The following is a 16,060-nucleotide window of genomic DNA, read 5'->3' as shown; positions in this document are numbered from 1 at the left end:
CTTCTTCGGACTCATGTATGTAAGCGATCGCTCACTCATAAATCCTCAAAAAACCATGACCATTAATAACTCTCACTCCTCCAGCAACGATCGCACAACCGTTCAAATTCCCAACTATCAAATTGTCTCCACAGTTTATTCAGGAAGTCGCACCCTAGTATATCGGGCCATCCGTACCCATGACCAATTACCTGTTGTCATCAAACTCCTGAAAAATGAGTATCCTACCTTTAGCGAACTCGTGCAGTTTCGCAATCAATATACCATTGCCAAAAATCTCAACTCACCTAGTATAGTCCAAACTTATAACCTGGAACCCTATCAAAATGGCTATGCGTTAATCATGGAAGATTTTGGTGGGATTTCCCTTCAGGAATGGGTGATTAAAGGGAAGAATGCAATATCTTTGAGAGAGTTTTTAGAAATGGCGATCGCACTCTGCAACACCTTAGATATATTGTATCGCGATCGCATTATTCACAAAGACATCAAACCCAGCAATATTTTAATTAATCCCGAAACTAAACAAGTCAAATTAATTGACTTTAGTATTGCGTCTCTACTCCCAAGGGAAACACAAACACTAATCAATCCCAATGTCTTAGAAGGGACACTTGCTTATATTTCCCCAGAACAAACAGGAAGGATGAATCGGGGAATTGACTATCGGACTGACTTTTATTCTTTGGGTGTAACTTTCTACGAATTACTGACAGGGAAGTTACCTTTTGAATCAAATGATGCAATGGAGTTGGTACATTCTCATATTGCCAAACAACCACCACTTTTAGGGAATACAGAAGAAATTCCCCAAGTTATTTGCGATCTCGTGATGAAAATGATGGCAAAAAATGCTGAAAACCGCTATCAAAGTGCATTAGGAATTAAGTTTGATTTAGAAAAATGTTTAACTCAACTCCAAGAAACGGGTTCAATTGAGAGCTTTGAAATTGGACAACGGGATGTGTGCGAACGCTTCTCGATTCCTGAAAAACTCTATGGTCGAGAAACCGAAGTATCAACTTTATTACAAGCCTTTGAGCGAGTTAGCCTTGGTGCAACAGAAATGATGCTGGTCGCTGGTTTTTCGGGAATTGGGAAAACAGCAGTTATCAACGAAGTTCATAAACCAATTGTGCGGCAACGGGGTTATTTTATCAAAGGCAAATATGATCAATTTAATCGCAACATTCCCTTCAGTGCTTTTGTGCAAGCATTTCGAGATTTGATGGGGCAATTGCTCTCTGAATCCGATGCTCAGTTACAAACATGGAAAAGCAAAATTCTGGAAGCCGTTGGAGACAACGGACAAGTTTTGATTGATGTCATTCCCGAACTCAAAGGCATTATTGGCGCTCAACCATTAGCCACAGAACTATCAGGAACTGCTGCCCAGAATCGCTTTAATCTGCTCATGCAGAAATTCGTGCAAGTTTTCACTAGCGTTGAACATCCCTTAGTGATATTTTTGGACGACTTGCAGTGGGCGGATTCAGCCTCACTGAAATTGCTGCAATTGTTGATGTCAGAAACCGGACATTTATTAGTCTTGGGTGCGTATCGAGATAATGAAGTGTCACCCGCTCACCCCTTCATTCTCACTGTAGATGAAATAGTTAAAACTGGCGCAGCAGTCAACACCATTACACTACAACCATTAAGTTTAGTCAATCTGAATCAGTTGGTAGCAGATACGCTAAATTGCGAATTATCCTTAGCTCAACCTTTGACCGAATTGGTGTGCCAAAAAACTCAGGGTAATCCCTTCTTTGCTACCCAGTTTCTGAAATCATTGCATGAAGATAAATACATTACTTTTGACTGGGAAACACGACATTGGCAATCCGATATTACGGCAGTCCGATCGCTTTCTCTGACAGATGATGTCGTCGAGTTTATGGCACTACAATTACAGAAATTGTCGCTGACAACTCAGAATACTCTTAAACTGGCTGCTTGTATTGGGGCACAGTTTGATTTAAATACCCTGGCGATTGTTTCAGAAAAATCCCCGGAAATAACCGCAGATGATTTATGGAAAGCCTTACAAGAAGGTTTGATTATTCCGAATACAGAGATATATAAGTTCTTTATTCAGTCTGACAGTGCATTGGTTGCTGATACAGCAGCGAATCCAACTTATCGATTTTTACATGACCGAGTACAACAAGCCGCCTATTCCCTGATTCCAGACGACCAAAAACAGACGACTCATTACCAAATCGGACAACTGCTTTTACAACAGATTTCCTCCTCAGCAACAGAAGACCGTATTTTTGAAATTGTTAATCAATTAAATCACGGAAAGTCTTTAATTACCCAGCAAACAGAACGAGATGAACTAGCAAAACTTAACCTCATCGCCTGTCGCAAAGCCAAAGCCGCTACCGCCTATCAAGCGGCTCGTGAATATGCCGCAGTGGGATTGTCTCTGTTGCGGGAAAACGCTTGGCAACAGCAGTATGAAATCACCCTCGCCTTCTATGAATTAGCAGCGGAAGTGGCAATGCTAGGCAGTGACTTTGAGACGATGGAACAGTTGATTGATATTGTTATTAAACAGGCACACTCTTTACTGGAAAAGCTCAATGTTTACCGCCTGAGAATTCAAGTCAATACCTCTCAGAATAAACTGATTGAAGCCATTGCGCTCGGCATCCAGATATTGCGACAATTGGGTGTGACCTTTCCCGAAACACCCACGCTGACCGATATTCAACAGTCAATGCAAGAGATTAGCGAACTGATTGGAGATAGGGGAATTGAAGATTTTGTGCACCTCAGTGTCATGACTGATGCAAACAAAATTGCCATTATCCAGATGGCCACCAGCCTCATGCCAGCAGCTTACGTCTGTGTCCCTCCTTTGTTCCCATTACTGACTTCCTTATCAGTCAAATTGTCTTTGCAGTACGGAAACATCGCTATTTCAGCTTTTAACTATGCTTGCTATAGCATGATTGTCTGTAATATGCAGCAGGATGTGGATTTAGCTATCCAGTTTGGGCAGTTGGCATTGAATGTAGTTTCAAAATTCGATGCTAAAGCGACTAAACCTGAAGTATTAATGTTGCTGGCTTGTTTTATCCTCCACCGCAAATCTCACATCAAAGAAACGTTACCACTCTTTAGGGAGAGCTACGCGAATGCTCTGGAAGTCGGAAGCCTGGAATACGCCGGATATAATGGCCACAATTTCTGTCGGCATTCTTTTTGGTGCGGTCAACCCCTTGTTACCTTGGAGCAAGATACACGCACTTACTACAATGGTTTAGCGTCAATTAACCAATTGACATCAGCTAATTACTGTCTGATGTATTGGCAATCTATTTTAAATTTACTGGGTTTTGCGGAGCATCCCACCATTTTGTCTGGGTCAGTCCTCCAAGAGACGGAATTTCTCTCTCTGCTCCGGTCTGGAAATGACCTATATGGGTTGTATTACTTCTATTTGTATAAGGTAATGCTTTGCTTTTTGTTTGGGGAATTTGAATCAGCTAACAATTATGCAGTTGAGGGCAGAAACTATTTAATTGGGTGTGTGGGAACAGTCGGTGAACCTGCATTATATCTCTATGATTCTTTGATTGCTCTGGCACTATCGAGTCAATCTTTAGGGGAGTTATCAAAAGTATTAGAGCGGGTGGCAGAAAACCAAACTAAGTTACAGCATTGGGCGCACCATGCCCCGATGAATTATCAGCATAAGGTTGATTTGGTAGAAGCTGAAAAATGTCGAGTCTTAGGACAGAAAAGTGAAGCAATTGAGCTATACGACAAGGCTATTTCTGGAGCTAAAGCCAACGAATATGTCCAAGAAGAAGCCCTTGCCAATGAACTGGCGGCAAAGTTCTACCTCGCATGGGGCAAAGAGCACATAGCTCAGTCATACATCACCCAAGCCTACTATGCCTATGCTCGCTGGGGCGCTAAAGCCAAAGTCGCTGATTTAGAAACTCGCTATCCCCAATTACTTGCTCCGATATTACAGCAAACCCGTTCTCCCCTCTCAACTAACGAAACTATCTTCGCATTGGGGAGTGTCACTTCCACCGGTTCCGCCACATCCAGTAGTAGTGTCTCAGATAGCCTAGATTTAAAAGCGATTCTCAAAGCTTCTCAAACTATTTCCGGTGAAATTGAACTGGAAAAACTGCTTGCATCGTTACTTGCGATCGTCATCGAAAATGCGGGGGCTGATAAGTGTGTATTAATGCTCTTACGAGACTCGCACTTGCTGATCGAAGGGTCAATTATCGAGGGGTCAAAACCAGTCGTGTTGCAGCGTCTTCCCATTGAGGACAGTCAAGACATTCCCCTGAAGCTGATTTATAAAGTGAAGCACAACAGGCAGACTGCTGTGCTAATTAATGCGAGTGCCGATCTCACCTTAGCTAATGACCCCTATATCATCCGTCAGCAGCCTAAAAGTATCTTGTGCAGCCCGATTTTGCATCAGGGCAAGTTGATGGGGATTTTATATCTAGAAAATAATTTAGCAACGGGGGCATTTACAAGCGATCGCGTTGAACTGCTCAATTTACTCTGCACTCAGGCGGCAATTTCTCTGGAAAATGCGCGACTTTATGAGCAGTCACAAACCTATTCCCAACAGCTAGAGCGATCGCTCAATGAGTTGAGTGCGACTAACTCTCGCTTCCATAGCTTGGTAAACAATGTGCCTGGGGTAGTTTTTCAATATCCCATGACTGCCGATGGGGCTATATCGTTGAGCTACATTAGTGCTGACTGTTACAACTTGCTGGAAATTACCCCAGAGCAAGCTATGTCCAATTGGCAGTTTTTCACCAATATGGTGCATCCAGATGACATCGCAAGTTTTCTACAGTCTCAAACTCACACCATTCAAACCGAATCTTCCTGGCACTGGGAAGGGCGAATCATCACCCCATCAGGAATTATCAAGTGGATTCATGGGGAATCTCAAATCCAAAGATTTGCTGATGGTTCACTCGTTTGGGATGGATTGTTTTTGGATATTAGCGATCGCAAACGTGCCGAAGCCGGTATTATCCAAAAATCTCAAGAATTAGAGCAAGCCTTACATGACTTACAGCAAACCCAATTGCAAATGATTCAAAGCGAAAAGATGTCGGCATTGGGAAACTTAGTTGCTGGCGTTGCTCATGAAATTAATAACCCCGTCGGCTTCCTAACTGGCAATTTGAATGAAGCTAAATCCACAGTTCAAGACTTAGTGGAGCATCTCAATCTCTATCGAGATCGCGCCCCAGAAACAGAGCTTGCCGACCATGCCGAAGATATCGATTTAGACTATATTATCGAAGACCTGCCCAAAATGATTGACTCTATGCAGTTGGGATGCGATCGCATCAAAGGTATCAGCACGAGTCTCCGCACGTTTTCCAGAGCTGACAAAGATTACAAAGTTCCTTTTAATATTCATGAGGGCATCGACAGCACGATCTTAATTCTCAAATATCGATTGAAAGCCAACGATCAGCGACCTGCCATTGAAGTAGTGAAAGACTACGGGAATATTCCTGCGATCGAATGTTTCCCTGGACAGCTTAACCAGGTGTTTATGAACATTTTGGCCAATGCGATCGATGCACTGGAAGAATCAAATACAAATCGCAGTTTTGCCGAAATCCAGGCTAATCCCAACAGCATTATCATTCAAACATTATTAGTAAATAACCAGGTAAAAATCAGTATTGCTGATAATGGTAGCGGGATGAATGAAGCAGTCAAACAAAAGATATTTGACCATTTATTTACGACGAAAGCAGTCGGGAAAGGCACGGGATTGGGTTTGGCGATCGCACGTCAAATTGTTGAGGAAAAACATGGCGGTTCCCTGAACGTTAACTCTATACTAGGATCGGGAACAGAATTTATCATCACCTTACCCATCAAGGCGGCATAAACAAGTTAATTGTTCCCTCTTCTTCGGACTCCTGTAAGCGAGCGCTCACTCATAAATCCTCAAAAAACTATGACCATTAATAACTCTGACTCCTCCAGCAAACCTCACACAACCGTTCAAATTCCCCACTATCAAATTGTCGAGACAGTTTATTCAGGAAGTCGAACTTTAGTATATCGGGCCATCCGTACCCATGACCAATTACCTGTTGTCATCAAACTCCTGAAAAATGAGTATCCTACCTTTAGCGAACTCGTGCAGTTTCGTAACCAGTATACCATTGCTAAAAACCTTTGTCAACCTGGAATCATCCAAACCTATAGTCTAGAACCCTATCGGAATAGCTATGCGTTAGTAATGGAAGACTTTGGGGGTATTTCTCTTCAGGAATGGGCGGGTTCGGGGAAGAACTCACTATCTTTGAGAGAATTTTTAGCAGTAGCGATCGCCCTCTGCAACACCTTAGATATATTGTATCGTCAGCACATTATTCATAAAGATATCAAACCTGCCAATATTCTGATTAATCCCGAAACCAAAGAAATTAAATTAATCGACTTTAGCATTGCCTCGCTGTTACCACGAGAAACCCAAGAAATCCAAAATGCCAACTCCTTAGAAGGAACCCTTGCCTACCTTTCCCCAGAGCAAACAGGCAGAATGAATCGGGGGATTGACTATCGCAGTGACTTCTATTCTTTGGGGGTAACTTTTTATGAATTACTAACAGGAGAGTTGCCGTTTAAATCCAACGACCCGATGGAATTAGTCCACTGTCACTTGGCACAAACTCCTATTTCTGCACATCAGATCAATCCCCAGATTCCCTTAGTATTATCGGAAATCATCACTAAGTTGATGGCAAAGAATGCCGAAGATCGCTATCAGAGTGCCTTGGGAATTAAGTATGATTTAGAGCTTTGTCTCCAACAATTACAAAAAACCAGTCAGATTGAATATTTTGAAATAGGTGAAAGGGATTTGAGTGATCGCTTCATCATCCCCGAAAAACTCTATGGTCGAGAACAAGAAGTTCAGGCACTGCTGAATGCCTTCGATCGCATTAGTGATGGCAACACAGAAATGATGCTCGTTGCTGGTTTTTCAGGTATCGGTAAAACCGCCGTGGTTAACGAAGTTCATAAACCGATCACTCGGCAGCGTGGCTATTTTATCAAAGGCAAATATGACCAATTTCAACGCAACATTCCCTTCAGTGCATTTGTTCAAGCCTTTCGAGATTTAATGGGGCAGTTGCTATCAGAATCAGATATTCAATTACAAATATGGAAAACTAAGATTCTGGAAGCTGTGGGTGACAATGGACAGGTTTTAATTGAGGTAATCCCCGAACTAGAACTGATTATTGGTGAACAACCCACCGCTACGGAACTATCAGGAACCGCCGCCCAAAATCGCTTCAACTTACTAATTCAGAACTTTATCAAAGTATTTACTAGTCAAGAGCATCCTTTGGTGATATTTATTGATGATTTGCAGTGGGCTGATTCGGCTTCGCTGAATTTACTGAAATTGTTGATGCAAGATACAAGGTATTTATTGATCTTAGGAGCTTATCGAGATAATGAAGTTTCTCCGGCTCATCCGTTTATCTCGACTGTAGATGAGATGAGCAAAGCTGGAGCAGTGGTGAATACAATTACGCTCCAACCTTTAAGTTTATTAAATACAAATTATTTAGTAGCTGACACTCTGAATTGTGATTTATCGATCGCTCAACCTTTGACTGAGTTGGTTTATCAGAAAACCATAGGCAATCCCTTCTTTACTACGCAATTTCTCAAGTCTTTGTATGAAGATCAGCAAATTATCTTTGATCAAAACGAACGGTATTGGCAGTGTGATATTGCTCAAGTTAAAGCCCTAGCTATTACTGATGATGTGGTAGAGTTTATGGCTCTGCAGTTGCAGAGGTTGCCGAGGGAGACTCAGGATGCTCTTAAATTGGCTGCTTGTATTGGGGCGCAGTTTGATTTGGATACCTTGGCAATTATCAGTCAGAGGTCAGCAGAAGTTGCAGCTACGGAGTTATGGAAGGCTTTGCAAGAAGGTTTGATTATTCCCAATACGGAAAACTATAAGTTCTTTATCCAGTCTGATAATGTGTCTAGTGCTGATGCGGCAGCTAATTCTACTTATCGGTTTTTGCACGATCGTGTCCAACAAGCTGCCTATTTGCTAATTCCTGAAGAAAATAAACAGATTACTCATCTCAAAATTGGACAGCTAATTAAGGAAAATTGCTCAGAGCAAGAAAGAGAGGAGAAGATATTTGATATTGTCGGACATTTTAATATGGGAAAATCTTTGATTACTCAAACTAGAGAACGAACAGAACTCGCTCAACTCAATCTTGCCGCAGGCAAGAAAGCAAGATTATCCACTGCCTATGATGCGGCGATCGCCTATTTCACAATTGGGATGGAATTATTGCCTGAAGATTGCTGGAACTCCAATTATGAACTAACCCTTGCTCTTCATGAAGCAACTGGCGAAGTTGCTTATCTAAGTGGGCAGTTTGAGCAATTTGAGGCGATCGCCGCCATCACCTTGAAATCTGCCAAAACCCTGCTAGATAAAATCACCACCTACGAAACTCAAATTCAAGTATATCTGGCCCAGAATTGTCTGGCAGAAGCAATGCAGACTTCTCTGAATGTCCTCAGCCAACTTGGGATTCAGTTGCCCAGATCCCCAAATAGGTTGCAAGTTTTACTAGGGTTAGCTAAAACCAAACTCATCCTAGCTGGCAAAACAAGGCATGATTTACTAAATCTGCCGATTATGTCAAGTCCGGAAAAATTAGCGGCTATGCGGATACTTGCCATGGCGATAAGTGGGGCTTTTCTTCGTGGATCAAAACTACTTCCTTTATTGATGTTCCAACAAGTAAATTTGTCGGTGCGATCCGGCAATACGCCCCTGTCTGCCGCTGCTTATAGTTGCTATGGGATTATTTTATGTGGATCTTTAGGCGATATTAATCAGGGCTATAGGTTTGGTCAGTTGTCATTACAAATCTTAGATCAGTTCAATGCAAAGGATCTTCGACCCAAAGTTCTAGCCGCCGTGAATTGCACCATTTTCCATTGGAAACAGCACCTCCGTTCCACTTTATTGGGATTTCAGGAAGGCTATCAAATTGGATTGGAAACTGGCGACCTAGAGTCTGCTTCTGCGTGTGCTGCGAACATGGGTAGCCATTTATATTGGTGTGGATCTGAGCTTTTAAGTTTAGCCCAAACGCTGCACTATTACGTAGAGATGATTAGGCAAGCCAAGCAGCATAATCCTTTATTTTATGCCAGTATGTATCATCAGATCACATTAAACTTAATTGGAGAATCTAGTAACCCTAGTTTACTTGAGGGTTCAGCTTATTCGGCAACGCAAAACACTAGTCAAAAAGCAAAAGCAGCGGGCGATCGCACAGGGTTATTTGTCTATTATGTTAACCAAACCTATTTAAGTTACTTATTTGGTGAAGTTGCCAAGGCCTGCCAGCAAGCGACTCTTGCAAAACAATATGTAGACGGTGGTACTGCCTTATATGTCACTGTGCCATTTTACCTCTACGATTCTTTATCCCAGCTAGGATTGTATCCCCATTCAACAAAATCAGAGCAACAGCAAATCCTAGATCACATCGCTAAAAATCAGCAGAAATTGCACAAGTGGGCAGGTTTTGCCCCCATGAATACCCTGCATAAATGGTGTTTAGTTGAAGCAGAAAAGTGTCGGGTTTTGGGACGCAACGCCGAAGCAATGGAAATGTACGATCGAGCTATTTCTGGAGCCAAAGAAAACGAATTTGTTAATGAAGAGGCTCTGGCTAATGAACTGGCGGCTAAGTTCTATCTGGAATGGGGTAAAGAAAAAATCGCTCAAGTCTACATGACTGAAGCTTATTACTGTTATGCTCGCTGGGGTGCAAAAGCCAAAGTTGTCGATCTAGAAATCCGCTATCCCCAACTACTCCAATCGATCTTACAGCAATCCCAAACCAGCTTCAATGCCCTAGAAACCTTGACAAGTATTACTCACTCAGCCACTAAAGTTTTTAGTACCAGTATTTCTGATTCTTTAGATTTTGCCTCAGTAATCAAAGCTGCCCAAGCTCTTTCTAGTACGATCGAACTTGATGAACTTCTGAAGCAACTTACCCAAATTATTCTCCAAAACTCCGGGGGTAATAGGTGTATATTAGTCTTGCCCGATCAGGAAACTTGGCATGTGAGAGCTATTTCCACCCCAGAAACTACAGAACTTTGCTCCGAACCCTTAGAAGATCATCCCGATGTGCCGATCAAATTAATTCAGTATGTAAAACGCACCCAATCTGTGGTGGTGATCGACAATTTGCAAACAGATTTACCAGTCATTGATGATTATCTGATTCAACATAATCCTAAGAGTGTACTATGTTTACCAATTCTCAATCAAGGACATTTAGTAGGTATTCTCTACCTGAAAAATGAAATAACTGCGGGGGTTTTTACTAGCGATCGACTCTCAGTGATCAACTTTCTCTGTACCCAAGCAGCGATCTCCTTAGAAAATGCTCGGCTCTATCAGCAGTCTCAAAACTATGCCCACCAACTTGAACAATCACAAATACAAATTATTCAAAGCGAAAAGATGTCGGCATTGGGAAACTTAGTTGCTGGCGTTGCTCATGAAATTAATAACCCCGTCGGCTTCCTAACTGGCAATTTGAATGAAGCTAAATCCACAGTTCAAGACTTAGTAGAGCATCTCCATCTCTATAGCGATCGCGCCCCGGAAATAGAGATTGCCGACCATGCCGAAGATATCGATTTAGACTATATTATCGAAGATTTGCCCAAAATGATTGACTCGATGCAATTGGGTTGCGATCGCATCAAAGATATCAGCACTAGCCTGTGCACGTTTTCCCGAGCTGACAAAGATTACAAAGTTCCTTTTAACATCCACTCTGGCATCGACAGCACGATCTTAATTCTCAAATATCGATTGAAAGCCAACGATCAGCGACCTGCCATTGAAGTAGTGAAAGACTATGGCAATCTTCCGGCGATTAATTGTTTCCCTGGACAGCTTAACCAGGTGTTTATGAACATTCTTGCCAATGCGATCGATGCCTTAGATGAGTCAAATCATGGGCGGACTTTTGCGGAAATCAAAGTTAATCCTAACTGCATTACCATTACAACTTCAGTAGAACATAATCTAGTTAAAATTACCATTGCTGATAATGGTATGGGGATGACTGAATCAGTCAAATCAAAGATATTTGACCATTTATTTACGACGAAAGCAGTCGGGAAAGGCACGGGATTGGGTTTGGCGATCGCACGTCAAATTGTTGAGGAAAAACATGGCGGTTCCCTGAACGTTAACTCTATACTAGGAAAAGGAACAGAATTTATCATCACCTTACCCATCAAGGCGGCATAAACAAGTTAATTCTTCCCTCTTCTTCGGACTCATGTAAGCGATCGCTCACTCATAAATCCTCAAAAAACTATGACCATTAATAACTCTCACTCCTCCAGCAAACCTCACACAACCGTTCAAATTCCCAACTATAAAATTATCGAGACAGTTTATTCAGGAAGTCGAACTTTAGTATATCGGGCCGTCCGTACCAATGACCAATTACCTGTCGTCATCAAACTGCTGAAAAACGACTATCCTACCTTTAGCGAATTGGTACAGTTTCGCAATCAATATACCATTGCCAAAAATCTCAACTCACCTAGTATAGTCCAAACTTATAACCTGGAACCCTATCAAAATGGCTATGCGTTAATCATGGAAGATTTTGGTGGGATTTCCCTTCAGGAATGGGTGATTAAAGGGAAGAATGCAATATCTTTGAGAGAGTTTTTAGAAATGGCGAGCGCACTGTGCAATACCTTAGATATATTGTATCGCGAGCGCATCATTCACAAAGATATTAAACCCAGTAATATCTTAATTAATCCTGAGACCAAACAAGTCAAATTAATTGACTTTAGTATTGCCTCTTTACTACCAAGGGAAACCCAAACACTAATTAATCCCAATATCTTAGAAGGGACACTTGCTTATATTTCTCCAGAACAAACAGGCCGAATGAATCGGGGAATAGACTACCGAACTGATTTTTATTCTTTAGGTGTGACTTTCTACGAATTACTCACCGGGAAATTACCTTTTGAATCCAAAGATGCAATGGAATTAGTACATTCTCATATTGCCAAAGCCTCGCCCTTAGTGCATGAAATTAATTCGGAAATTCCCTCTGTACTATCAGAAATTGTCACAAAATTGATGGCAAAGAATGCCGAATGTCGCTATCAAAGTGCATTGGGACTGAAGTTTGATTTAGAAAAGTGTTTAGATCGACTACAAGTTACGGGTTCGATTGAGAGCTTTGAAATTGGACAAAGGGATGTATGCGATCGCTTCATTATCCCAGAAAAACTTTATGGTCGAGAAACCGAAGTAGAAACTTTACTACAAGCATTTGAAAGAGTCAGTCTGGGTGCAATAGAAATGATGCTGGTAGCTGGGTTTTCTGGAATTGGGAAAACTGCGGTTGTCAACGAAGTTCATAAACCCATTGTTAGACAACGTGGTTATTTTATTAAAGGTAAATATGACCAATTAAATCGCAATATTCCCTTTAGTGCTTTCGTGCAAGCATTTCGAGATTTAATGGGGCAATTATTATCAGAATCCGATGAGCAATTGCAAACTTGGAAAACCCAAATTCTCGAAGCAGTGGGGGATAATGGACAAGTCTTAATTGACGTAATTCCTGAATTGGAAAACATCATCGGCAAACAGCCACCAGCGACAGAATTATCAGGAACTGCTGCCCAAAATCGCTTTAATTTACTATTTCAAAATTTTGTGCAAGTTTTCACAACCAAAGAACATCCTTTAGTGATGTTTTTAGATGACTTGCAATGGTCAGATTCTGCTTCCTTGAATTTATTAAAGTTATTAATTCAGGATACGGGATATTTATTAGTATTAGGAGCTTATCGGGATAATGAAGTTTCTCCCGTCCATCCATTTATTTTAACTGTAGATGAGATTGTGAAAGCTGGAGCAACAGTAAATAAAATTACATTGTCATCCTTAAGGGAATCAGACATGAATCAGTTGGTAGCAGATACCCTGAATTGTGAATTATCTCTAGCTAAACCCCTAACTAAATTAGTCAATCAAAAAACCCAAGGAAATCCTTTTTTTGCAACTCAGTTTCTTAAAGCATTACATGATGAAAATTTAATTAGTTTTGATTGGGAAACTCAACATTGGCAATGCGATCTTGCTCGAGTTAAAGCCTTAGCAATTACTGATGATGTAGTAGAATTTATGGCATTGCAATTACAGAAATTGTCGATAGCAACTCAGGAAATCCTGAAGTTGGCGGCTTGTATTGGGGCTGAATTTGATTTGAATACTTTGGTAATTGTCAGTGAGAAAACGGCGGGTAAAACGGCTACAGATTTATGGAAAGCATTGCAAGAAGGGTTAGTAATTCCCACAACAAAAATCTATAAATTCTTCACCCAATCAGATAGCGAACAAGTTTTCAAAGCTTCAGCAAATCCTACTTATCGGTTTTTACACGATCGCGTTCAACAAGCGGCTTATTCCTTGATTCCAGAAGATCGACAACAGTCAACTCATTTAGCGATCGCTCGGTTGCTGCGACAAAGCACCCCAGACACCGAACTAGAAGCCAAGATTTTCGAGATTGTCAACCATTGGAACAGGGCGATCGCAATTATCCTTGACCAATCGGAAAAAGATAATCTTGCCCAACTTAATTTAATTGCTGGACGCAAAGCTAAAGCCTCAAATGCTTACGAACCAGCTTTTAAATATTTCACTACAGGTATAAATTTGCTGTCTGATGGTGCTTGGCAGACCCAAACCAGCCTGATCTTAGGATTGCAGGAAGGAGCAACAGAAGCGGCGTATTTATGCGGTAATTACGAGCAAATTGAGCAGGGAGTAAAGGTAATTTTAGCTGCAAATCTCCAAGCGACGGAGTACGTCAAAGCCTACGAAATCCAGATTCAAGCCTATACAACCCAGGGGAGATTTCAAGAGGCGATCGCGATTGCCCAGACTGCTTTAACCAAATTTAACACTTATCTTCCAGAGCAACCGACACCGACAGATATAACATCGGCTGTAGAAAAGGTAACGGAATTGCTTAATGGTAGAACTGCTGAAGATTTACTCGATTTGCCGGTGATGACCGAACCAGAAGCATTGGCAATTATGCAGTTACTTTCTAGTGTTACCGGCGCAGCCTATCTTTCTGCTTCCCAACTATTTCCATTTATTGTTCTGACTCAAGTTCTGTTGTCGATTCAGAAAGGTAATAACTCCCTATCAGCTTTTAGTTACAGTAACTATGCGGTTTTATTGAGTAAGATGTTAGGGGATTTGGATACAGCTTATGACTTTGCTCAGATGTCATCACAATTAGTGGCAAAACTCAATGCACGTTTTATGCAGCCAAAAGTTAATCTTCTCCTGGCCGCATTTTTTATCCACTATAAATCTCATTTTCGCAACAGTTTAGCTTTATACAGGGAAGGTTTCCAGACAGCCCAGGAAGTCGGCGATTCAGAGTTTGCAGGCTATCACGTCCACCATCTGTGTCAGTGCGTTTATATAACTGGTAAGGATTTAAATACTTTGGTGACAGAAACAGAACCTTATTTAAATACCCTATCCAAGCTCAATCTCAAAACATCTTTAAACTACTCTTACATTGTTTTACAAGCAGTTGAACGGCTCCAAAATAGTCAAAACCAGTCAACTTTGACAAATAAAACAGAGCAAATACACGCCGCACTCACCGCTACTAATGATTTAATTGGATTGCATTATTATTGGGTCTATAGCCTGACTACTTCCTATCTCCTTAATCAATATCCACAGGCAATTCAAGATGCAATAGAAGTGCGTCAAACCCTAGCAGTTGCAGGAAGCGGGATTAGCGAATTAGTTTTTTACTTTTACGATTCCCTGACAGCACTGGCTACCTATACCGAAGCCACAGACAAAACCGAACTGCTGGAGCGGGTTTCCAAAAATCAAGCCATACTCTACCATCGTGCAGTTTCCGCACCGATGAACTTTCAACATAAATACGACCTAGTAGAAGCTGAAAAATATCGGGTTTTAGGCAATAATTATGAAGCAGGAGATAGCTACGATCGCGCGATCGCAGGAGCAAAAACCAACGGCTATATCCAAGTAGAAGCACTGGCTAACGAACTGGCGGCAAAGTTCTACCTGGAATGGGGCAAACAGCGCATTGCTGGAGAATACATGACAAACGCCTACTATGGCTATGCTCGTTGGGGTGCCAAAGCCAAAGTCGCCGACTTGGAAACACGCTATCGGCAACTGCTTGCTCCCATTCTCCAACAAACTCGTTCTCCCCTCTCCCCTCACGAAACTATCTTCACCTTGGGAACTGTTACATCCACCAGTGGAGCCACTTCCAGTAGTAGTAGTGTCTCTGTAGCTTTAGATTTAGCTGCAATTCTCAAAGCTTCCCAAACTCTCTCCAGTGAAATCGAACTGTCCAAACTGCTTTCATCGTTGCTTTCTATTGTTGTTGAAAATGCGGGAGCAGATAAGTGTGTGTTAATGCTCTTGCGATCCGATCGCTTGCTGGTTAAGGGGTCAATAACTGAAAATACAGAGCCAGTTGTGTTGCAGTGGATTCCGGTTGAAGAGAGTCAGGACATTCCCCTGAAACTAATTTATAAAGTCAAGCACAGCAAGCAGACTGTTGTGCTACTTGATGCGATCGCCGATCCGACTTTAGCTAATGACCCGTATATTATTCGTCAGCAGCCGAAGAGTATCTTGTGTAGCCCTATTTTAAATCAGGGCAAGTTGATGGGCATTTTATATCTAGAAAATACTTTAGTAACGGGGGCATTTACGAGCGATCGCGTTGAACTGCTCAATTTACTCTGCGCTCAAGCTGCTATCTCCCTAGAAAATGCCCGACTTTATGAGCAGTCACAAACTTATGCCCAACAGCTAGAGCAAGCCTTGCATGACTTGCAGCAAAGCCAATTGCAAATGATTCAAAGCGAAAAGATGTCGGCT

Annotated in this window: 3 protein-coding genes; all 3 read left to right on the top strand. The window is 41.7% G+C overall.

The features are described from left to right. Nucleotides 1–55 precede the first annotated feature (55 nt). Nucleotides 56–5,911 (top strand): AAA family ATPase, encoded by a 5,856-nt coding sequence (locus QUB13_RS25815; RefSeq protein ID WP_333386639.1) that lies wholly within the window; start codon nucleotides 56–58, stop codon nucleotides 5,909–5,911. Nucleotides 5,912–5,980: 69 nt separating this feature from the next. Continuing rightward, nucleotides 5,981–11,371: a trifunctional serine/threonine-protein kinase/ATP-binding protein/sensor histidine kinase gene (locus QUB13_RS25810; protein ID WP_333386636.1), complete on the top strand. Its 5,391-nt coding sequence runs from the start codon at nucleotides 5,981–5,983 to the stop codon at nucleotides 11,369–11,371. A 69-nt stretch (nucleotides 11,372–11,440) separates the two neighbouring features. After that, a partial coding sequence (locus QUB13_RS25805; RefSeq protein WP_333386633.1) for an ATP-binding protein occupies nucleotides 11,441–16,060 on the top strand: 4,620 nt, incomplete at its 3' end.

This window comes from Microcoleus sp. B4-D4 (assembly GCF_036705185.1).
Classification (GTDB): domain Bacteria; phylum Cyanobacteriota; class Cyanobacteriia; order Cyanobacteriales; family Microcoleaceae; genus Microcoleus.
Note: the sequence above shows the minus strand (reverse complement) of the source record. Positions and strands in the feature narration are given on the sequence as shown.